We start from the raw sequence: 20,626 nt of genomic DNA, 5'->3' as shown, positions 1-20,626 counted from the left end.
CTAATTACATCGAAGGTAAAGTGGAATTATGTTTCATTTTATCCTTTATGTTATGTCAAAATGAACTTACAATTAATTAGTTAAAAGCGTTTCGTAGGAGGAACACATGAAGAATATTAAAGACGTAGTAAAGACAGTTGAAAGACCTATTAAGGTACTTCAGTTTGGTGAAGGTAACTTCCTTCGCGCATTTGTTGATTGGATTATTGATCAACTTAATGAAAAGGGTGATTTCAACGGTAATGTAATGCTAGTACAGCCACTAGATAGAGGCTTAGCTGGTATGATCAACGACCAGAATGGTCTCTATACAACAGTTCTCAGAGGCGTACAAAACGGTAAGCCTGTAGAGGAATTCAGACAGATTACATCTGTTGCAGGTTGTATTAATCCATACTCAGAATATGAGAAATTTATTGCTCAGGCAGAAAATCCAGATCTTAGATTTATCATTTCAAATACAACAGAGGCTGGTATTGCTTATCATGAAGGCGATAAGCTCGATGACAAGCCACAGTCAAGCTTCCCTGGTAAGGTTTGTGCATTCCTTTATAAGAGATATTGTGCATTCAAGGGTGATCAGAGCAAGGGTATCATTGCTATTCCTTGTGAGCTTATCGAGAAAAATGGTGATAACCTTAAGAGAATCGTATTACAGTATGCAAAGGAATGGAATCTTGAGGAAGGATTTATTTCTTGGGTTGAAGAAGCATGTGACTTCTGCAATAGCTTAGTAGATAGAATTGTTCCAGGCTATCCAAGAGCAGAGGCTGAAGAGCTTTGGAATCGTCTTGGCTACCAGGATAACATCATCGATGCAGCAGAAATCTTCCTTCTTTGGGTTATCGAATGTCATAAGAAATACTATGATGAAGAGCTCCCAACAGCAAAGGCTGGTGTAAATGTAATTTGGACAGATGATATGTCCTTCTATAGAACAAGAAAGGTAAGAATCCTCAATGGTACTCATACACTCATGACTCTCGCAGCTTATCAGGCTGGTTTAAATACAGTTGAAGAGTGTATTAAGAGCGACTTAATCTTCCCATTCATGAAGAACGGTCTATTTGAAGAAATTATTCCTTCAATGGATGGCGATAAGGCTCAGCTCGAGCAATATGCAGCTGACGTACTTGAGAGATTTGCTAACCCATATATCATCCACCTCTTAATGTCTATCTCACTAAATAGCGTATCAAAGTTCAAGACAAGAGATCTTCCTTCTCTACTTGGCTACTACAATAAGTTTGGTAAGCTTCCAAAATACCTCGTATTCTCTCTTGCAGCTTTAATTAGCTTCTATCAGGGAACAGAGTTTGAGGGTGCAGCTCTCAAGGGTAATAGAAATGGTGAAACATACCTTATCAACGATAACCCAGAGTATCTTGCTAAGTTTGCCGAGCTCTATAGTGGTGACTACAAGTGTAACCATTGTAAGAGTGTTGCAGTTGCTAACGGTGTTCTTTCACAGGAAGCTTGGTGGGGTCAGGATCTAACTAAGGTACCAGGTCTTGAAGAAGCTATCGTCGAGAATCTTACAAAGATTTTCAATGACGGTATGGAGGCAGCAATAAGGAGTCTTTGATGGAATCTATCCTTAAAATTAACGAATTAGACAACGTTGCAGTAGCTATTACACCTCTCTTTAAGGGAGATGTCGTTACTGTAAATGATACAACTTATACTCTCCTTACAGATGTTCCTGCGGGCCACAAAATGGCCCTTAAGGACATTGCCAAGGATGAAAAGATTATTAAATATGGTTATCCAATTGGTGCCGCAAAAGAGGATATCAAGGCTGGTAGCCATGTTCATGCATTTAATATTCACACTCTTCTCTCTGAATCAGCTTCATACTCATATGATGAGGAAAAGGCAAAGACCTTTATAAAAGAGGCTGAAGAGAGAGCTAAGAAATGGAACGGCAAGGTTCCAACAATCATGGCTTATGAGAGAAAGAATGGTGATATCGGTATCAGAAATGCGCTTTGGATTGTACCAACAGTAGGCTGTGTTAATAGAATTGGTCAAAAGCTTGAAGCTTGGGCAAATGAAAACCTAAAGATTGCAGACGGAGTACATGTTTGGACACATCCATATGGCTGCTCTCAGATGGGTGATGACCATGATAACACAAGAAAGATTCTTGCTGATTTAGTCAAGCATCCAAATGCAGGCGGTGTACTTGTTCTCTCACTTGGTTGTGAAAACAACACAATCACATCCTTTAAAGAGCTCTTAGGACCAGTAGATGAGGAAAGAATAAAGTTCCTTGTTTGCCAAGAGAGTGAAAATGAATTAGAGGATGGAAAGAAGCTCTTAACTCAAATTGCAAAAGCAATGGAGGAAGATAAGAGAGTCGCAGTACCAATGTCTCGCTTAAGAGTTGGCTTTAAATGCGGTGGCTCAGATGGTTTCTCTGGTATCACAGCAAACCCACTCGTTGGTAGATTCTGTGATGAACTCACATCTATGGGCGGTACAGCAATCCTTACAGAGGTTCCTGAGATGTTCGGTGCAGAGCAAATGCTCATGAACCGTGCAGTATCAAAAGAGGTATTTGAGCAAATTGTAGATTTAATCAATAACTTTAAAAACTACTTTACATCTCATAACCAAGTAGTATATGAAAACCCATCTCCAGGTAACAAGGCTGGTGGTATTTCAACTCTTGAGGATAAGAGCCTTGGATGTGTACAAAAGGGTGGTAGAGCTCCAGTTTCTGCAGTTGTAAAATATGCAGATAGAGTAACCTCTACTGGTCTTAACCTACTCTCAGGTCCAGGAAATGATATCGTCTCTACTACTGCACAGAGTGCAGCTGGTGCTCACATGATTTTGTTCACAACAGGACGTGGAACACCACTTGGCGCTCCAGTTCCTACAGTAAAGGTTGCTACTAATCCTGATCTTGCAAAGAGAAAGGCAAATTGGATTGACTTCAATGCAGGTAGAGTACTTACAGAGGATGTAGCAGATGTATCTGCAGACTTTATCCAGTTCCTTGTTAAAGTAGCTTCAGGTGAAGTTCTCACAAAGAATGAGATTAATGGCTATAGCGAAATCTCAGTATTTAAAGACGGAGTAATTCTATGAAAAAGTTTATGGATGAAAATTTCATCTTACAAAACAAGACAGCTCAGGAGCTGTTCCACGGATATGCATCAAAGATGCCAATCTTTGACTACCATTGTCACCTCATTCCTTCTCAGATCGCTGAGAACAAGCGCTTCACAACAATAACAGATGCTTGGCTTGGTGGAGACCACTATAAGTGGAGACAGATGAGAACTAATGGTATTCCAGAGGAGCTCATAACTGGTAATGCTGATCCATATGATAAGTTTGTTGCATGGGCAGATACTATGGAAAACCTCATTGGTAACCCACTCTATCACTGGACTCACCTTGAGCTTCAGAGATATTTCGGTATCTATGATGTTTTAAATAAGAAGAATGCAAAGAAAATCTATGATGAAGCAAATGATAAATTTGCAAACGATCCAGACTTATCTGTATTTGGTATCATGAAGAAGTTCAATGTATATGCAGTTGGTACAACAGATGATCCAGCTGATGACCTTGCTCAGCATAAGATCATTAGAGACGAAACAGATTGTCCTGCAAAGGTTATCCCTTCTTATCGTCCTGATAAGGCTTTACACATTGAAAAGGCAGATTTCGCAGATTACATTGCTAAGCTTGCAGTTGCTGCAGATATGAAGATTGAGAGTGTATCAGATGTTATTACAGCACTCCTTAAGAGACTTGATTTCTTCTGTGAGATGGGTTGTAAGGCTAGTGACCATGCTCTCGTTCAGTGCCCACACACCTTCTGGAGTGAAGATGCAGTTAATGCTGTATTTGTTAAGAAGATGGCAGGTGAAGTACTTACAGATGTTGAAGTTGATGCTTACATGACTCTTGTACTTACAGCTCTTGCTAAGGCTTACAACAAGAAGAATGTTGCAATGCAGCTACACTTTGCATCAATCAGAGATAATAACATAAAAATGTTTAAGAAGCTTGGTGTAGATACAGGATACGATGCATCTCATGATAAGGAGCTTGCAGAGAGTGTTTCAGCATTCATGTCAAAGCTCTCAGAGACAGATGAAGTTCCAAAGACTATCTTCTATAGCTTAAATCCAAAGGATTACTACTCTCTTGGTACACTCATGGGCTGTTACCAGGGTGGCGGAATTCCAGGAAAGATTCAGCTTGGTTCTGCATGGTGGTTCTGTGATCACAAGGATGGTATGGAAGAGCAGATGAAGGTTCTTGGTAATCTTGGAATGCTTCCACGCTTTATCGGTATGCTTACAGACTCACGCTCATTCCTCTCATATTCTAGACATGAATATTTCAGAAGAATACTCTGTAACATCTTAGGAACATGGGCTGAAGAAGGAGAAATCCCATCAGATATGGATATGCTCTCAAGAGTAGTAGAAAATATCTGCTTCAATAATGCTCAGCACTACTTCGAGGGTTAATAATGGCAGTTAAGGAACTTGACGAGAAAAATATGATGAGCGGCGTTAGTCGCACAATAAAGATATTAGAAGTCCTCTCTAAGAAAGGAGAGCTAAATCTTGAATCGCTTGCGAAAGAAACAGATCTTCCAAAAGCAACTCTCCTTAGGTTCCTATCAACATTGCAACAACTCGGATATGTCTTCAGAGATGATGCTGATAGATATTCTCTCTCACTAAGACTCTTTTCTGTGGGTTCAAGAGCTCTCTCTAGAAATGATCTTATTACAAAGGCAAGACCATTTGCTAAGAAGCTATGTGATGATCTCGGTGAAACAGTACACATGGGTATTCTTGAGGATAATAGCGCTGTATACGTCCTTAAAGAAGAGTCCTCCTACACTCTTAGAATGTATTCCCGTGTTGGTAAGGTAATACCACTTTATTGCACTGCTATTGGAAAGATTTTCCTCTCAGAAAAGAGTCCAGCTGAGTTAGATGCATATTTAAAGGCAACAGTACTTAAGCCTTTTACAGTTAGAACTATAAAAACAAAAGAGGCTCTAATTGATCAATTAAAGCTTACAAAAACTCGTGGCTGGGCTATCGACGACCAAGAACATGAGGATAATGTGATGTGTATCGCAGCACCAATTCGTGATTACACAAAGAGTGTTGTTGCTGCAATATCTGTATCTTGGCCTCTATTTAGGTTCAATAAGGATGAGTTTGAAAAAGCAACGAAGGAAATAAAGAGCGTTGCTGATGAGCTATCTATTGTATTAGGATACGAAGAAGAATAATGAAATAAGAGCTGCACAATTAAGTTGCAGCTCTCTTATTTCATTTTACAAACTCTAACTTTAATTTCTTACATTCATTATAAATCATATTAGCTATTAAAGCGGCACCCTCAGGACGAAGATGAGTATTATCCTCTTTTCCATTTGGGTAATTTGGATAAATACCAGGACCAAAGTTCATAAAATACTTTATTGACTCCTGCTCTCCAACCTCATTTAAGTATTTACGAGTTCTTTCGCTCATTTCAATAAAGCTTACACCCTCTTCTTCCGCTACCTGCTTCATAGCCTCTGGGTAATCCTCATGAGTATTAACACAAACACCATTTTCAAAGCGTCTTCTAGCAATTGAAGATATTAATACTACATTAACACCCTTCTTTCTAAGGTTTCTAATAAACCACCTTAGATTTAATTTATATGTTGTCTGAGAAAATGTATGTCTATGTAGCTCAGGCTTAGTTTCATTATGTCCAAATTGAATAATAACCCAGTCCCCAGCTTGAGATCGATAATAGCAATAAAAGAAGATACCTTCGTGGATAATCATCTCTGTAGATCTTCCATTTTGTGCCATATTACATAGCTCAAAGCCATTAGCTAGATATTGAGAGAAGCACTCTCCCCACCCTGTTTCAGGTCTATATCTCTCTTCTTTAATAGCACATGTTGAATCACCAAGTAAAAATAACTTTGACATATTTTTCCTCTCAATGAAAAAACGGTACAGCTATCTGCACCGCTTTTTCAATATTTAAGTTTATCAGATTATCTCTGAACTCTTCCGCTTCCATCACCCTTGCAGAGAGCTTCAACTTCAGAAAGTCTTGAAAGGTTGAAGTCACCGTCGATTGAGTGCTTGAGACATGAAGAAGCAACTGCAAAGTTGATTGCATACTGCTCATCTTCATAGTGTGAGAGACCATAGATGATACCAGCTGCGAATGAGTCACCACCACCAACACGGTCAATGATATCTGTGATTTCATAGTGTCTTGAGAGGTAGAAGCCTGTCTTACCAGAAAGAGCTGCTGACCAACCATTTCTATCAGCTGACTTACTCTCACGGAGTGTAATAGCAACTACTGAAACGTTAGGGAACTGCTTCTTAACTTCTGCAGCAAGGTTCTCATATACCTTAGTATCAAGCTCACCACTTGTTACATCACTGTCAGCTTCGATACCGAGACACTTCTGGATATCCTCTTCATTAGCGATAATAACATCAGCATACTTAACGAGCTCTCTCATTACTTCTGGAGCCTTCTTACCATAGTTCCAAAGCTTCTTTCTGTAGTTGAGGTCGATAGAAACTGTAGCACCTGCAGCCTTAGCAGCCTTCATTGCAGCAAGAGCACAATCTGCAGCACCCTGGCTAATAGCTGGTGTAATACCTGTTGTATGGAACCATGTAGCACCATCAAGGATAGCAGCAAAATCGAAATCTTCTGGCTTAGCATTAGCAATTGCGCTATCAGCTCTATCATATACTACAAGTGAAGGTCTCTGGTTAGCACCTGTCTCAAGGTAGTAAATACCAAGTCTTGAACCCTTAACTTGCTTTATATCTGAAGTGTCAACGCCATACTTCATGAGCTCACGAACACAAGCCTCACCTACCGCATTCTCTGGAACAGCAGTAACAAACTTAGCTTTCTCACCAAAGATTGAGAGAGATACGGATACGTTAGCTTCACCACCACCGAATGTTGCTTCTAAGCTAGGTGTTTGGAATAATCTTGTTCTTTCTGGGCTCTTGAGGCGAAGCATGACTTCACCAAATGTTACATATTTATTTGTCATAAAATCCTCCGATTTTCTTTTTGTAATTCTATTGTAAGCTATAAATTAACATCAGTCAATAATTTTTTGAAACATTGTTCCATTTTCTAAAAAACTGTGTTATTATACTTAGTATAGATTATAAAAGGAGTCATACCATGAACAAAGACGAATTATTTTCATTTTTTCATAACATCGGCCTTGTACCTGTAGTAAAGATCGATGACGCAGAAAAAGCAGTACCACTTGCAAAGGCAATGATCGACGGTGGTATCCCATGTGCAGAAGTAACCTTTAGAACAGCTGCAGCAGAGGAAGCAATCAGAAAGATGAGTGAAGCTTTCCCTGAAATGATGATCGGTGCTGGTACAGTTATCAACCCAGAGCTTGCTGAAAAGGCTGTAAATGCTGGTGCAAAATTTATTGTATCTCCAGGCTTAAATCCTGCAACAGTTGAGTGGTGTCTCGAAAGAAATATTCCAGTTGTTCCAGGTGTATGCACACCTTCAGATATCGAAAAAGGCTTAAGCTATGGCCTTAACGTTCTCAAGTTCTTCCCAGCTGAAGCAAGTGGTGGTGTTAACATGCTCAAGAACCTTGCTGGTCCATTCCCACAGGTTAAGTTCATGACAACTGGTGGTATTAGCACAGCTAACCTCGGTGAATATGCAAAGGCAGCTAACGTTCTTGCTATTGGTGGTAGCTGGATGGTTAAGGCTGATTTAATTGATAACGATAACTGGGCAGAAATCACAAGACTTTGTAAGGAAGCTACATGTGCTCTTCAGGGCTTTGAGTTCGCACACCTCGGCATCAACAATGATAGCGTAGAAGAAAGCGAAGCAGATATCAAAGCATTCTCAACCTTTGGTATGGCTACAAACAGAGGTAACTCATCTGTATTTATGAATAAGTCAATTGAAGTTCTTCCAAAGCAGGGAAGAGGTGCTAAGGGTCACCTTGCATTCAGATGTAACGATATTGAAAGAGCTGTATACTACCTTGAAAACAATGGTTTCACACTCAATAAGGATTCTGTTTCTCTCGATGCTAAGGGTAAGATGAAGGTTTGCTACTTCAACGAAGAGGTTAGCGGCTTTGCTATCCATCTTATCAAATAATTAGTAAAGAATTACTAAGTATTAAGGTGCTGTAAAAGGCACCTTTTTATTATATTATAAAATTATTTATTATTTTTTAATTTATTTTACTCTATATAATTATAAATCATAGAATCTCCGGATTTTATGATTTTTCTTCATTTTTATTACGATTTTTTCACTCTCTTTTTTGAATTATTAGTATAAAGACTTTTTTAAAAAAGGAGTAAATATGAGTAAAACAAAAGATCGTGCTGGAAAAAGGTTTTTCTCTAATCCAAAACACTTTTCTGAGCTTGTAAACATCTCAAGACTAAGTGATAAGATTAAAACAGATCCTAATTGTTTATCCTCTCAAGACCCAGTTGTAAACAAGGTACTAGGGAAGCATAAATCATTAGAGGTTTTAATCGATAAGCTTTATGCTGCAGCCTTTCAAGATGAAAAAGTAAACACATACTGTTTACTTGGTCTTGAAAACCAATCAAGCTTTGATAAACATATGGTATTAAGAGTAGGACTTGCATCTCTTTTATTGTATGATTGGCAGCTATCGTCAATAAAGGATGAAGAGAAGCTTAAGCTAAACTATATCATTGTCTTAAATATGAGTGATGATATTTGGAAGGGACCTTATTCCTTAAGAGAGTTTATCTCAGAGGAGGATTTAGAGTACTTTGGCTTTTTGCAAACTAATGTTGAGTTAATAGTAGTAGACCCACATACATTAGATAGCTCTGTTATAAATAGCTTACAAACAGACTTGAAGTATGTTCTCAATACTATTAAATTTAAATCAGATGAGGAAAAGCTTTTAAAGTATTTCAATAGTGAAGAATACTTTAAAAATCTTAATGAAGTAACTTTTGAGTTAATTGAAGCACTTGTTGATGATAAAATACCAAATGATGGAGGAAATAATATGTGTAGAGCTATAGAACAAATGAAAAAGCATACTTTAGAGGAAGGTTATTCTCAAGGCAAAGCTGAAACTCTTTATGAGCTTACTCGTGATGGAATAATTACAAAGGAAACTGGTGCTAATAAACTTAATATTACTGTTGAAAAGTTTGAAAAGGATATGAAATCTTACTTTGCTAAGTAATAGATTAAAAACTAAAAGGTTCCTTTAGCAGAGTACTCTAATAAAGAAGCAGCCTTCTTTAATAAGTAAAATATAAAAATTTGGTAGCAAAATGAGCTTTGCTACCATTTTTTTATTAAAAGAAAAACTGGAAAAGAACATATGTAAAGTAGATTAGCAATAGGACTATACCTTGATATCTTCTTAGCTTCTTGGAAATTAGTGTTGGAACAGTAAGTAGAAGCATAGTTGCAAACATTACAGGGATATCAACTACTAAAGAAGCATTTTGACCTGCGATTAATTTCTCTGAAGGGACTTTAAATGGATTGATTGTAATAGCCATACCACTTACAAATACTAAGTTAAATAGGTTTGCACCAATAATATTTCCAAGAGAAAGTGATGAGTGGCCCTTTACAAGTGAAGTAATTGCAGTAACAAATTCAGGAAGTGAGGTTCCCAGAGCAATAAATGTAAGTGCAATTACTGATTCAGGAACTCCAAGTCCCTTAGCAATAATTTGTCCATTATTAACTAAAAGGTTAGCACCAACTGCAATTATTGCAGCTCCACCAATTAGGAAAAGAATATTTTTCCACATTGGCTTTTCCTCCTGCTCTTCCTCCTCTACCTTTACACTAACTCTATTATTTAAAGCCTGTCTAACTGTAATAACCATGTAAATTACAAAGATAGCAAGTAAAAGGATACCAATTAATCTTGAGAACTCACCTGTAATACATGCAACCGCAGAGTAGAAAATAGCTGCAATAAAAAAGAATATTATTGGAGTTCTAAATGCTTTTGCATCTATTTCTTGAACACTCTTTGCGGCAATTGTTACTGCAGCAATAAGAGCTGTATTACAAATACATGAACCGATAGCATTTCCATAAGCAGTCTGGCTTTGGCCTGCAGCTGCTGCAATTGAAGAAACCATTACCTCAGGAATAGTAGTTCCGATAGAAACGATTGTTGCGCCAATTAATATCTCAGGAAGTCTATATTTATGAGCAACACCAACAGCACCATCGACAAACCAGTCACCACCCTTAATTAGTAGTACAAGTCCAATACAAAACAAAATGACAGCTTGTATCATTAATTACTCCCCATAAAAAAATATGAACTAATAATAAGCAAATGGTTAATAAAAGAAAAGAGAGTAGTCCATAAGGAGAAACAAGACTGGACTGCTCTCAGGATAATCTTAATTATTTTTTGATCAAGCGAATGTTACACTATCCTCAATCAAGATTTCTTTATCAGTGCCACTAACCTTAACGTTTTCAAGCTTAAGAGCTTCAATATATCTTAATCTTAAGCCACGACTTTCTGGTGTTGGTAGGCCGCGATACATACCGGATGTATTAACATCAACATCTGCATCAAGAGCAACTGCAAGATTACAATCCTTCACTGTAAGATTCTTAACTGGCATCTCTGGAAGACCTACGATCATACCTGCAGATGCCTTACTATCCTCTGCAATACAACCCTCAACTACAACATTGTATAAGCTTGGTGTCTCTGCTGTAACTTCCTGCTTTTCAAGAGAGAATAGAGAGTCATCATTACAGCCACACTTATAGAACATATTAACAACTAGAGGACAAATATTTCTTCTCATTGTTAGATTTCTAAATACTAGGTCATGAAGAGCACCACCACGTCCTCTTCTTGATTTAATTCTTATTCCTCTATCTGTATCATCAAAGACACAGTCCTCAACTACTACATTATTAATTCCTGCGGCTGTTTCAGAGCCAATTACAGCACCGCCATGAGCCTTAACTACACGACATCCTTTAATAAGAATATCTGTTGTTGGGACATTATCCTTAATTCCCTCAGGGCCAGAACCACTCTTTAATGCAATACCATCATCTCCTACAAAGACATTACAATCGATAACCTTTACTCTTGAGCAGGATTCGATATCAATACCATCTGTATTAGGTGAATCATATGGATTTTTTACTGTTACATTCTTAATAACTAGGTCTTGGCTAAATACTGGATGGATAGTCCAGAATGGGCTATTTTGTACAGTAATACCCTCAACAGTTACATTTGAGCTATCTTTTATCTGGAAAAGAGCTGGACGAAGGAACTGACATGGTCTTCCGCCACCTCCACCAGGTTGTGTCTCATAGCCAGGATTAAGAGAAGCGAATTTCTTCTCTATTTCAGACTCTGGAGCGCTTTGTCCGACACTCTTTTTTCTTCTAACCTCTTTCCACCAAGCCTCTCCATTTCCATCGATTATACCTTCACCCTTTATTACTACATCATGGGCGTTATTGATGAAAAAGCAAGGATGCATGCAGTAGCATTTTACACCCTCCCATCTTGAGAAAACTGGCTCATAAAGTGCTGGATCTGAAGAGAACTTTAAAACTGCACCCTTCTCTAAAATAAGTGTAGTATTTGATCTTACTTCAATAGGGCCTATGAAATATTCACCTGCTGGGATTGTTACTACACCAGCTTTATCGAGCATCGCTTGTAGATTCTTGGTTGTTGTTGCAAGATCACTCATTTTCTTTCCTCTCTTTTTTTTATTTACTAAATCAGCAAAAGTGAAATATTCTTAAACCATGTTTAACATTGGTTTCAGAGCTCACGATTTTGGCTCATTTAATTCTGCCAGCGAACTGGCAAAGGTTGTATCGGAAGTTAAATCACCAGCTGTGATTCAACTTGCACTTAATAAAGTCATTCCAACCGCCAAGAAATGGCCAGAATGGGATGAAGAATACATCTCTAGCATCAGGGATGACCTTGCAAAAGAAGATGTTTCTGTCGCAGTTATTGGCTGCTATATCAATCCTGTGCATCCTGATGAGGATGAAAGGAAAAAGCAACTTACACGCTTTAAAAGAAGCTTAGAGCTCAATAAAGCATTCGGTTGTAGGATAGTAGGTACTGAGACTGGTTCATGGACCCCAAAGATTACTTATAGCCCAGAAACATATGAGGAACATGTCTTTGAAGCACTTCTTTCATCGATAGACTATATGTTAAATGAAGCGATCAAAAACGATGCAATTTGTGCTATCGAGCCAGTTGCATTCCCACATACTATGTGCACAGTAGAAAGAACTCTCAGAGTACTAAATAAGTTCCAGGATGAGCACCTTAAGCTTATCTTTGACCCTATCAATCTTGTTCCTAGACTAGGAATTCCTGAGCTTGATGGCTCCTATAGAGCAATTCCAAGCGAAGAAGCTCAAGCAAAGTACATTAATACATGTCTAGATGCGTTCGCCCTAAGAATATGTGCTCTACACTGTAAAGATTATGTCCTTTCTGAAGATGGTCACAAGAAGGGAGATCTTCCTGTAACTACCGGTATCTTTAGATGGGATCTATTTTTCAAAGAACTCAGAAAGAGAAACATCAATGTCCCAATATTGCTTGAAAATCACAATCCTAAGACATTAAAAGAAACCCTTGCTACCCTTAATAAATTCTAAAACAGAAAACCAAGGACGCAAGGGAAAATTAACATTGATTTTTTGGACTATTCCGAACTAGAGCAAATAAGGCTGGTCGAAACTGACTGGCCTTCTATTATCTGATAACGTTTTTGTCAAATAATTAATATCAAGCTCCAAATCAAATACAATTCTCTGTAATAACTGTTCACTAATTAAGTTTTGTTCACAGAATAAAAAGCTCAATGCCTTTTCAGCAGTATAGTCAGGCAATAAGCTATTTAGATACTTCTCTCCATCTGGAGAATCACCATAGCTTTTTTGTAGGTTCGAATATAGGATAGAAGCCTTCTTATTACATTTTAAGGCTTCAATCTCCTTTACAAGAGGTGCGCTATCACCTCTACCAGCAGCCTCTCCTAAAGGCTTAAGAGTAAAGAAGGTATATTCCTTACCTGGAAGATAGTGGTGCTTATCACAGCGTGATGCGTAATTTGGTTCGAGAGAGCTATCCTTTGTTTTATCTCCGCCAACAATAATTAGAGGATCGAAGAAGAGAGCAGGACACTCCTTCCCACCAATAGAATAATATCTATAGGTATAGAATGCAGAATCCATACAATCTGGATGCTCGCAGTATGCTGTAAGAGGGATTACGTCAGTAGCAATATCTAGCATTAATCTAGCCGTGTTATTAAATAAATCACGTCTAAAATTGAGTACTAGAGTTGGAAATATAAACATACACCCCTTCTCTAAAGAGCAGTTTCTTACAACATATGCAAGACGCTCATCAAAGAAGGATGCTTCATCAATAATATAGGTTCCAACTGTAGGATTATCCTTTATAACCTGTTCAAGACCAAAGGAGTCCTTAATCCTTGCAATATTATCTCCACATCTAATATATCCAGAACGATATGCTAATGCATCCTCTGGGTAGTCTGTGAAACGAGCTCCATCAATTTCACTACGAATAAAGAAAACCTTTCTTCTGTCTACACTTCCAGTACTAGTTAGCTTTCTTACGGCCTCACCTTTTTTTTGGGCAATAGCTGCATCACGCCAAACACGGGCAGCGAACTCTGTTTTTCCGCTACCCATAGGTCCGATAAGTAAAACTCTTCGACCTGGCTTTGTGAAATCAAAGTGAGTAAAGGTTTCATGAACATCGATAGTAGGAAACCCTAAGGATTTTAAGAAATCCTCACTTGAGGAAGTAGCCTCAATATGCGGCATCAGATACCTCACCTTCCATAATCTTTACACCAGCTGAGCAACCAAGTCTTGATGCACCTGCTTCAATCATCTTGAGAGCTGTTTCTTTATCTCTAATACCACCTGATGCTTTTACTCCAAGACGATTACCAACTGTTTTTCTCATTAAGCTAACAGCCTCAACTGTAGCACCACCCTTTGAGAAACCAGTAGATGTCTTTACATAATCTGCTCCAGCCTTCTCTGAGAGCTCACAAGCCTTAACAATTTCATCATCTGTTAAAAGACAGGTTTCTAGAATTACCTTTAAAAGTTTTCCCTTACAACCCTCTTTTACAGCTTTGATATCAGAGAGGATAAAGTCATAGTTTTTATCCTTCATAGCACCAACATTTAGTACCATATCAATTTCATTAGCACCATCATCGACAGCTACACTAGCTTCATATGCTTTTGCCTTTGTACTCATAGCTCCAAGAGGGAAGCCAACAACAGTACATACATTAACTCCTGTATCCTTTAATTGTTCAGCACAATATTTTACATGACAAGAGTTTACACAAACTGAAGCAAAGTGATATTTCTTAGCTTCCTCGCAAAGCTGTTTGATTTGATCAATAGTTGCATTTGCTGCAAGCATAGTATGATCAATAAATAATGCAATATTATTCATTTTCTTTTCCTTATACGTCATTAAGACTACCCCATTTTCATTTACGGTGCAATAAAGAAAAAAGAAGGTTGTAAATCGTCAAAAGACATAATATCTTAAACCCATGATAGAAAAATTTAATGACGTATATATTTGGATTCTATTTATTATTTTGTTAATAAACATGTCTCAACGAAGAATTAAAGGTACTTATTATAAAAGTAAGGCAATAATATACATTGCTCTTTTATCATTATTAACATATTTAGGTGTAATAATTATCGATGTAAAGGAGCTTTCAGGGTGGTTTATAATTGTTCCTATTGTAATCTCAATAATTATTGGAATTATATTTAGAAATAAGATATGGCCTTTTAGACTTCACTGTAAAAAATGTAAAAAGAGATTGTCCTATGAATATATAATTGGACATGATGATTGTCTCTGTCAGGATTGTCATGAGCTAGAGCACCCTGAAGAAAAGGCTGAAAGAGAGAGAAAGGAAAGAGAAAAGGCAAATAGAGAAAATCCTGAGCTATTACAAACAAGCTTTATGGAAGCTGAGAAGATCGATGATATCAACTGGGATCTTTGGGAGCCTACAGATAGATGTGTAATTACATTTACCCAAGAAAATAATAAAATCCTCTTTATTGAAAAAAAGAGAGGTCTTGGAGAGGGATATTATAATGCTCCAGGTGGTCACATTGAGCTTGAGGAAACAGCTAGTGAGGCTGCTATACGTGAAACTAAAGAGGAAACAGGGCTTGATATCAAAGAACCAAAGCTTATGGGTACAATTTATTTTCAATTTAAGCATAAGGATATTAGAGAGCTTGGATATGTCTTTACATCATATGGTGCAGAGGGCGAGTTAAAGGAATGTGAGGAAGCTCGTCCATTTTGGATTGATAAAGATAAAATCCCATATGAAAACATGTGGGAGGACGATGTACTTTGGCTACCAGGAATGCTTGAAGGCAAGAAATTTGAAGCATATTTCTTACTAGATGATAGAAAGCTTGTTGACCATAAGGTGATTTGGCTAAGTGAAGAGTGATTTAGGATTAGGGCTTGTTCAAGCTGGCGGGAAGCTATCATATTTTAATAATACAGACCCGAAAGCATATAAGGATATAATTCGAAAAGCCATCAGAGATGGACTTAGAAGCTTTGACTCTGCCTATACGTATCAAAATGCAGATGAGCTTCTAAGTTCCGTAATTAAGGAACAGCATATCCAAAGAGAGGATTATGATATCACAACTAAGATAATGCCTCTTCCAACCTTTAAAAAGAAGGCTGAGGTTTGTTTAAAACGCTTGAACGTTGACTTTCTCGATACTCTTTTAATCCATTGGCCAACTCAAGATGAAGCACTACTATTTTCTACTCTAAAGACTCTTGAAGCTCTAAAGGAAGAGAAAAAATGCATTAATATCGGAGTTAGCAACTTCCCTTTTACCCTGCTAGCAAAAATAAGTAGAGATTTTGAAATTAATGTATTAGAACGTGCATATTCGCTTATATGGACTAAGGAAATCGATGAAGCTAAGCTTCTAGGGATAAAGCTTTATTGCTATGCTCCTCTAGGGGAAGGGCTTTTAAGTGGGAAATATCGAAGGCCTGAGGACTTAAATGATAATAGAAAGCAGCTTTGGGTTTTTAGATATCCTCTAGTTTATAATCAACTGCTAGATAAGGTATCACAAATTGCAAAAAATCATGATGTATCGATGCAAGAGGTAGCTTTAGCATTTTCACGTTCTGCTTGCTTTGATAAAATCTTTATAGGAGTAAGCAAGCTTAATCAATTAGAGATATTTTCATCAAAGCTTTCTTTGCTTGATGATGAAATAAAGCAGCTTAGAGAATTAGCTGATAAGCTTTGTGCCTTAAACTCAACAGATAATATATATGAACATAGGTGGTAAAAATTGGAAATATTACTTGAAAGAGCTGAAAGCGAAATTATTGTCAAAAAGAGTAGATTTATTTCAATTGCACTTCCTTGTTCATCCTTAGAGGAGATTAAGAGCTTAGTTAAACAAATTAGAGATGAACACCCTAATGCAACCCATGTTGTCCATGCAGCAGTTATTGGGCCTAAGGGTGATTTATACTCAATGAGTGATGATAGAGAGCCAAAAAACACAGCAGGTCGTCCAGCCTTAGAGGTTTTAAAGGGAAGCGGAGTAACGAATATTTTAGTATGTATAGTACGCTACTTTGGAGGAACTCTTCTTGGTACAGGTGGCTTAGTAAAGGCATATGGTGATAGCACAAAAGAGGTATTAGATGTAATTAAGACAGAGCCCCTAATAGCTAAAGTATCCTTTTCAATGATGATTTCATATGACTTTTATGAGCTAATAAAAAGACTATTAGTACAGGTTAAGGCTTCAAATGTTGAAGAGGAATTTACATCAGGAATTACAATTAAGGGTATGATTCCTCTAACAGAGAAGGAAGCTCTATCGTCAAAGTTTGTTTCTATTACAATGGGTAGGTGTACAATTACCTTTTCATAACAGCTAGCTTTCTATCACTATCCTGCAAAGCTAGTATCTCTTTTTTTGGAGTATTACTAACACTATTATTTTCAACAATTTTAATACAAATTGAGATTACTTCCTCAATAGTAGCTTTATCAATTTTATCAATAGTATCCTCTAATGTATGGTAATAGCTCTTATCAGAGGGTGTCATATTTGTGCAAACAATAGAGATAGCATCAAAGCCACATCTAGCTGCCGATGTAGCGTCTGTTGAGCCACAGAACATTTCCATTCCACCCATTTTTACCTTATAGCCCATCTTCTCACAAAGAGCCGCAATATCTGAAGCTAATGAGCTTGATAGCTTAACTAACCCATTATTATCCTTTGTAAGGATAGTTAACTCAGAGGAATCGTATAGGCAATCAAGGTTAATTACTATTGGCTTTATTAATTGCTCCTTATGGTGCTCAAACCACCACCTTGAGCCTTTAAGTCCACACTCCTCTCCATCGAAGGATGCAAATATTAGCTTAGTATTCTTTAAGCCCTCTCCTCTTTCCTTTTTCCAGTGAAAATATCTTGCAAGCTCCTCTAAGACACAGGATGACATTAGATTATCACCTACTCCCGGTGAATATTCTTTAGATACAAGCTTATATAAATTGATATAAACAAAGGAGGTTATTGCCATTATCGAAAGGAGCACTAATACAAATATAGGAGGAAGACTTATTTTAAATAATCCTAAAGTAAATATATCTGTAATAAAGCCTACCAAACATATAACACCTAGAAATAGCCAGTGGATTAATGGAATATACAAAGCTACTAATAATGATTTTTCTCTATTAAATAGTGGAGCGCTATCATGATGAGAGGTAAAGATAATTGTATTTTCATAACTCTCACTTGGCTCTATTGTTGCATGAACATTAGTCATATCACATTTAGGAAAGAAGGTCTTATCACTTCCCTTACAATAGATAAATTCCCAAAGAAAGATAAAGGAAATAAAGCAAAATAGTGATAATGCAAAAATAGTAAGACTAAAATAGCTTAGTAATATTATTACAGGAGCACTTAATGCTAATAGCTTTAGAGATCCATAGTATGAACTCTCACTCGACCTAAAGGATGTGATTAGAGAATCATCACTGTATTTCTTTAATTCTTCGTGTAGTATTCGAGCACACTTTTTGGAGCTTTCATCTCCTGCTCTTCTAGCCCCTGTTTGTTCAAAAATGTTATTAGCTAACTCAAAGGCTTTATCTGCTAGCCTTGAAGCTTTTAGAGTTTCAAGGTTCTCATTACCTTTTTTTACTTCAAAAATATCTTTTTTTTCTTTTTTCTTTTTAAAGGGCCAAAACATACTTTGTAAATATATCAGCTATATCAAGAACAGAAAACTATATTGTAGTAATAAAAAAAAGCAATAAACCCATATTGACAAAAAACATTCATTACTCTATCATCCTAAAAATGACTGGTGTTAAGCACCATTTGTAATAATGGAGAGATGTCCGAGCGGTCGAAGGAGGCGGTCTTGAAAACCGTTGATGCGCAAGTATCCGGGGGTTCGAATCCCTCTCTCTCCGTTTTTTTTATTTGGAGAGGTGCGAGAGAGGCCGAATCGGGCTCCCTGCTAAGGAGTTGACCTGCTAAACTCGGGTCCGGGGGTTCGAATCCCCCCTTCTCCGAGATTATAGACCCTAGGTTATCCTAGGGTTTTTCTTTTACTAAATGTTTATTCTAAAATAAAATACTTTACCGATATACTTTTATATGATCTCTTGTGAAACATCCTGTTTATGAAAAAGTCACCCAAAAAGTTCACCTAAAGTTTTCTAATCAGTTTCTTATTGTCATAAGAAAAGCACTAAAAACCGTAAAGATAATTATATTTGATAATAGCTTAATTTTTTTTGAGAACCAGCATTAAATGTGATTTTCAAATTGTCTTCAGTCTATTCAATAACTCTATTACTATTTCATTGTCCTTCATTAGGGAAATGCCAAAACACTTTTTCCCTGCGTCTTTTATAGAAGCACCTATATGATAAGCCATCTTTTTATCCAAAATGATGAACCTATCATGAAATACTTGTGTCTTTTTAATCGTCAAAGTCGGGTATTGGGAATTAAATTTTTCTACATCCTTATTCGAAAGTGTTGCACTTGCATATGTATATATCTTTGCATCAGTTCCTTTATTCTTCTTCGCCAGAATATTTAATGTATCAACATCAACATATCCATCAATCAGAATGATTTCATTCTGCGCCTTTTGTATTATGGAAGTAATCAAGCTAAAAGCATCATATATTTGACCATCAAAGAATATCTTTTGTTCTACTTCTGCATGATCCGCAATATATCTAAATACTTTATCAAATTTCTCATCTGTACTTTTCTGGTATTCAAGCTGTTTCAGTTCTATGCTGCTGATTTTTTCAAAAAGCAATGCATTATTGGAAATAAAACGACGCATTTCAACAAAAGCATTCATTATTCGGATTGACATCTGAACCGCTATATCACTTCGAAGAACACCAGATAACATGGCTATACCCTGCTCTGTAAACATGTACGGTCTATATCTTCTACCACCTTTTCCGTTTGAGGTTGCAATCTGTGACCTCAAAGCATCAAATTCCTCTTTTGTGAGTTGAAACCTGAAATTATCTGGGAAACGATCTAAATTCCTGTTTACTGCTTGATTGAATACTTTAGTTTCAACTTTATACAGCTTGGCAAGGTCACTATCCAACATAACCTGCTGTCCACGTACCATGTATATTAGACTTCGAATATCTTTATTATCTGACATTGCAGAGATAATATCTGTAGGTTTAACATGTTCTTGACTTTCCATAAACACCACCTTTGAGTACACATTTTGTGACCTCAAACATACTAACATCTAATTGTTTTCCACATACTCATAGCATTAATTTGCTTCTTACCTATAGCATAGCACAAAAAAATATCTGATACTCGTTATTTCTATGATACAAAAAAGATTTTACGCTCTCAAACAGGAAACAGTAATAAAGACTTCTTTAGTTTTCTATACCTCAAAAAGTCACCCAAAAAGTTCACCTAAAGTTTTCTAATAAGTTTCTTAGTAGCCATAAAAAAAGCACAAGAAACCGTAAGGAAACTTAAATACACGCCTCGTCAATTACAAGCTTCACTGACAATACAGGTTCATTCACTTGAATCGAAGAAAGTTCTAATTCTTCAATGTTGCAAAACGGCTCATGATTTCTGGAATTTTTTAAAACAGAATCATCTTCTTCATCATGGAACGGTGTTTCAACATCTTCATAATCTGAACTTATCAACAGCTGAGACCACCCGAGAAGTTTAACAATACTTCATTACTTATTTCTGTCTTTGGATAATTATTTGGTAATACAGAGATTACAGTACTCAAGGTCTTATTCTTATACTCAGATATGAATTCATAATTATCTTTGCTAATCATTTTTATCACTCCTTTCATATAACAATATTGATATGCCTACTTATCAACTGTAAAGACTTCTTGGGTTATCCCTACTTTAAA

At 36.9% G+C, this 20,626-nt stretch carries 20 protein-coding genes and 2 tRNA genes; 12 read left to right on the top strand and 10 right to left on the bottom strand.

The features are described 5' to 3' along the window. Positions 1-106 precede the first annotated feature (106 nt). The 4 genes from FYJ80_RS04670 to FYJ80_RS04655 are packed head-to-tail and all read left to right on the top strand — an operon-like array spanning position 107 to position 5,278. A complete protein-coding gene (locus FYJ80_RS04670; RefSeq protein WP_154425039.1) occupies positions 107-1,585 on the top strand; it encodes a tagaturonate reductase in 1,479 nt (492 codons plus the stop codon). Further along, the gene (locus FYJ80_RS04665; RefSeq protein WP_154425038.1) at positions 1,585-3,096 is read left to right on the top strand and encodes a UxaA family hydrolase; all 1,512 of its coding nucleotides are present in this window, start codon (positions 1,585-1,587) and stop codon (positions 3,094-3,096) included. The genes FYJ80_RS04670 and FYJ80_RS04665 overlap by 1 nt, the downstream gene beginning before the upstream one ends. Continuing rightward, positions 3,093-4,496, top strand: coding sequence for a glucuronate isomerase (gene uxaC / locus FYJ80_RS04660; RefSeq protein WP_154425037.1), 1,404 nt, complete (start codon positions 3,093-3,095; stop codon positions 4,494-4,496). Before FYJ80_RS04665 ends, uxaC begins: the two co-directional genes overlap by 4 nt. Positions 4,497-4,498: 2 nt before the next feature. Beyond that, the gene (locus FYJ80_RS04655) at positions 4,499-5,278 is read left to right on the top strand and encodes an IclR family transcriptional regulator (protein ID WP_154425036.1); all 780 of its coding nucleotides are present in this window, start codon (positions 4,499-4,501) and stop codon (positions 5,276-5,278) included. A gap of 40 nt (positions 5,279-5,318) precedes the next feature. On the opposite strand, the gene FYJ80_RS04650 is transcribed toward FYJ80_RS04655, so the two are convergent. Together FYJ80_RS04650 and FYJ80_RS04645 are read right to left on the bottom strand one after the other, a co-directional pair. Further along, entirely contained in the window at positions 5,319-5,978 is a 660-nt protein-coding gene (locus FYJ80_RS04650; RefSeq protein ID WP_154425035.1) for a rhamnogalacturonan acetylesterase, read from the bottom strand. 68 nt (positions 5,979-6,046) lie between these two features. Further along, entirely contained in the window at positions 6,047-7,081 is a 1,035-nt protein-coding gene (locus tag FYJ80_RS04645; protein WP_154425034.1) for a sugar kinase, read from the bottom strand. A gap of 137 nt (positions 7,082-7,218) precedes the next feature. On the opposite strand from FYJ80_RS04645, the gene FYJ80_RS04640 reads away from it, so the two are divergent. Further along, entirely contained in the window at positions 7,219-8,181 is a 963-nt protein-coding gene (locus FYJ80_RS04640; protein ID WP_154425033.1) for a bifunctional 4-hydroxy-2-oxoglutarate aldolase/2-dehydro-3-deoxy-phosphogluconate aldolase, read from the top strand. Positions 8,182-8,392: 211 nt separating this feature from the next. Then, on the top strand, positions 8,393-9,265 hold the full coding sequence (locus FYJ80_RS04635) for a hypothetical protein (protein WP_154425032.1): 873 nt from the start codon (positions 8,393-8,395) through the stop codon (positions 9,263-9,265). Between the two features lie 115 nt (positions 9,266-9,380). Here the strand turns inward: FYJ80_RS04635 and FYJ80_RS04630 are convergent, their stop codons facing one another. Together FYJ80_RS04630 and FYJ80_RS04625 are read right to left on the bottom strand one after the other, a co-directional pair. Then, positions 9,381-10,349: a calcium/sodium antiporter gene (locus FYJ80_RS04630; protein WP_154425031.1), complete on the bottom strand. Its 969-nt coding sequence runs from the start codon at positions 10,347-10,349 to the stop codon at positions 9,381-9,383. 123 nt (positions 10,350-10,472) lie between these two features. Beyond that, on the bottom strand, positions 10,473-11,789 hold the full coding sequence (locus FYJ80_RS04625) for a glycoside hydrolase family 28 protein (RefSeq protein ID WP_154425030.1): 1,317 nt from the start codon (positions 11,787-11,789) through the stop codon (positions 10,473-10,475). Between the two features lie 58 nt (positions 11,790-11,847). Between FYJ80_RS04625 and FYJ80_RS04620 the strand changes: the two genes are divergently transcribed. Continuing rightward, entirely contained in the window at positions 11,848-12,726 is an 879-nt protein-coding gene (locus FYJ80_RS04620) for a sugar phosphate isomerase/epimerase family protein (protein ID WP_154425029.1), read from the top strand. A gap of 57 nt (positions 12,727-12,783) precedes the next feature. Here the strand turns inward: FYJ80_RS04620 and FYJ80_RS04615 are convergent, their stop codons facing one another. Next, entirely contained in the window at positions 12,784-13,926 is a 1,143-nt protein-coding gene (locus tag FYJ80_RS04615; protein ID WP_154425028.1) for a thymidine kinase, read from the bottom strand. Then, positions 13,913-14,599 carry a deoxyribose-phosphate aldolase gene (deoC, locus tag FYJ80_RS04610; protein WP_206360965.1) on the bottom strand — a complete coding sequence of 229 codons (687 nt, stop codon included), beginning with the start codon at positions 14,597-14,599 and terminating at the stop codon, positions 13,913-13,915. The genes FYJ80_RS04615 and deoC overlap by 14 nt, the downstream gene beginning before the upstream one ends. Positions 14,600-14,681: 82 nt before the next feature. Here deoC and FYJ80_RS04605 point away from each other — a divergent pair, with 82 nt between their 5' ends. From FYJ80_RS04605 to FYJ80_RS04595, 3 genes are read left to right on the top strand one after another with little or no spacing between them, the layout of a single operon-like run. After that, a complete protein-coding gene (locus FYJ80_RS04605) occupies positions 14,682-15,617 on the top strand; it encodes an 8-oxo-dGTP diphosphatase (protein ID WP_154425027.1) in 936 nt (311 codons plus the stop codon). Continuing rightward, positions 15,607-16,491, top strand: a complete 885-nt coding sequence (locus tag FYJ80_RS04600; protein WP_154425026.1) for an aldo/keto reductase — start codon at positions 15,607-15,609, stop codon at positions 16,489-16,491. Before FYJ80_RS04605 ends, FYJ80_RS04600 begins: the two co-directional genes overlap by 11 nt. Before the next feature lie 3 nt (positions 16,492-16,494). Continuing rightward, on the top strand, positions 16,495-17,088 hold the full coding sequence (locus tag FYJ80_RS04595; RefSeq protein WP_154425025.1) for a YigZ family protein: 594 nt from the start codon (positions 16,495-16,497) through the stop codon (positions 17,086-17,088). On the opposite strand, the gene FYJ80_RS04590 is transcribed toward FYJ80_RS04595, so the two are convergent. Next, positions 17,075-18,427, bottom strand: a complete 1,353-nt coding sequence (locus FYJ80_RS04590; RefSeq protein WP_154425024.1) for a M28 family metallopeptidase — start codon at positions 18,425-18,427, stop codon at positions 17,075-17,077. The genes FYJ80_RS04595 and FYJ80_RS04590 overlap by 14 nt on opposite strands. 141 nt (positions 18,428-18,568) lie before the next feature. Here FYJ80_RS04590 and FYJ80_RS04585 point away from each other — a divergent pair. Both FYJ80_RS04585 and FYJ80_RS04580 read left to right on the top strand, forming a co-directional pair. Beyond that, positions 18,569-18,653: transfer RNA gene (locus FYJ80_RS04585), tRNA-Ser, on the top strand. 12 nt (positions 18,654-18,665) lie between these two features. Continuing rightward, positions 18,666-18,755 (top strand) — tRNA-Ser (locus FYJ80_RS04580). 251 nt (positions 18,756-19,006) lie between these two features. On the opposite strand, the gene FYJ80_RS04575 is transcribed toward FYJ80_RS04580, so the two are convergent. The 3 genes from FYJ80_RS04575 to FYJ80_RS04565 form a co-directional block, all read right to left on the bottom strand. Then, the gene (locus FYJ80_RS04575; protein ID WP_154425023.1) at positions 19,007-19,930 is read right to left on the bottom strand and encodes an ORF6N domain-containing protein; all 924 of its coding nucleotides are present in this window, start codon (positions 19,928-19,930) and stop codon (positions 19,007-19,009) included. 289 nt (positions 19,931-20,219) lie between these two features. After that, positions 20,220-20,402, bottom strand: coding sequence for a hypothetical protein (locus FYJ80_RS04570; protein ID WP_154425022.1), 183 nt, complete (start codon positions 20,400-20,402; stop codon positions 20,220-20,222). After that, entirely contained in the window at positions 20,399-20,545 is a 147-nt protein-coding gene (locus tag FYJ80_RS04565; protein WP_154425021.1) for a hypothetical protein, read from the bottom strand. Before FYJ80_RS04565 ends, FYJ80_RS04570 begins: the two co-directional genes overlap by 4 nt. Between the last annotated feature and the right edge of the window lie 81 nt (positions 20,546-20,626).

The organism is Bullifex porci, from assembly GCF_009695635.1.
Taxonomy (GTDB): domain Bacteria; phylum Spirochaetota; class Spirochaetia; order Sphaerochaetales; family Sphaerochaetaceae; genus Bullifex; species Bullifex porci.
The sequence above is the reverse complement of the archived record's forward strand: the minus strand, read 5'-3'. Positions and strand labels throughout refer to the sequence as shown.

What these genes read in the sequence shown, in the direction of transcription:
- FYJ80_RS04670 (WP_154425039.1), top strand. Translation starts at nt 107, where the DNA reads ATGAAGAATATTAAAGACGTAGTAAAGACAGTTGAAAGACCTATTAAG.
- FYJ80_RS04665 (WP_154425038.1), top strand. Translation starts at nt 1,585, where the DNA reads ATGGAATCTATCCTTAAAATTAACGAATTAGACAACGTTGCAGTAGCT.
- uxaC (WP_154425037.1), top strand. Translation starts at nt 3,093, where the DNA reads ATGAAAAAGTTTATGGATGAAAATTTCATCTTACAAAACAAGACAGCT.
- FYJ80_RS04655 (WP_154425036.1), top strand. Translation starts at nt 4,499, where the DNA reads ATGGCAGTTAAGGAACTTGACGAGAAAAATATGATGAGCGGCGTTAGT.
- FYJ80_RS04650 (WP_154425035.1), bottom strand. Translation starts at nt 5,978, where the DNA reads ATGTCAAAGTTATTTTTACTTGGTGATTCAACATGTGCTATTAAAGAA.
- FYJ80_RS04645 (WP_154425034.1), bottom strand. Translation starts at nt 7,081, where the DNA reads ATGACAAATAAATATGTAACATTTGGTGAAGTCATGCTTCGCCTCAAG.
- FYJ80_RS04640 (WP_154425033.1), top strand. Translation starts at nt 7,219, where the DNA reads ATGAACAAAGACGAATTATTTTCATTTTTTCATAACATCGGCCTTGTA.
- FYJ80_RS04635 (WP_154425032.1), top strand. Translation starts at nt 8,393, where the DNA reads ATGAGTAAAACAAAAGATCGTGCTGGAAAAAGGTTTTTCTCTAATCCA.
- FYJ80_RS04630 (WP_154425031.1), bottom strand. Translation starts at nt 10,349, where the DNA reads ATGATACAAGCTGTCATTTTGTTTTGTATTGGACTTGTACTACTAATT.
- FYJ80_RS04625 (WP_154425030.1), bottom strand. Translation starts at nt 11,789, where the DNA reads ATGAGTGATCTTGCAACAACAACCAAGAATCTACAAGCGATGCTCGAT.
- FYJ80_RS04620 (WP_154425029.1), top strand. Translation starts at nt 11,848, where the DNA reads ATGTTTAACATTGGTTTCAGAGCTCACGATTTTGGCTCATTTAATTCT.
- FYJ80_RS04615 (WP_154425028.1), bottom strand. Translation starts at nt 13,926, where the DNA reads ATGCCGCATATTGAGGCTACTTCCTCAAGTGAGGATTTCTTAAAATCC.
- deoC (WP_206360965.1), bottom strand. Translation starts at nt 14,599, where the DNA reads ATGACGTATAAGGAAAAGAAAATGAATAATATTGCATTATTTATTGAT.
- FYJ80_RS04605 (WP_154425027.1), top strand. Translation starts at nt 14,682, where the DNA reads ATGATAGAAAAATTTAATGACGTATATATTTGGATTCTATTTATTATT.
- FYJ80_RS04590 (WP_154425024.1), bottom strand. Translation starts at nt 18,427, where the DNA reads ATGTTTTGGCCCTTTAAAAAGAAAAAAGAAAAAAAAGATATTTTTGAA.
- FYJ80_RS04575 (WP_154425023.1), bottom strand. Translation starts at nt 19,930, where the DNA reads ATGGAAAGTCAAGAACATGTTAAACCTACAGATATTATCTCTGCAATG.
- FYJ80_RS04565 (WP_154425021.1), bottom strand. Translation starts at nt 20,545, where the DNA reads ATGATTAGCAAAGATAATTATGAATTCATATCTGAGTATAAGAATAAG.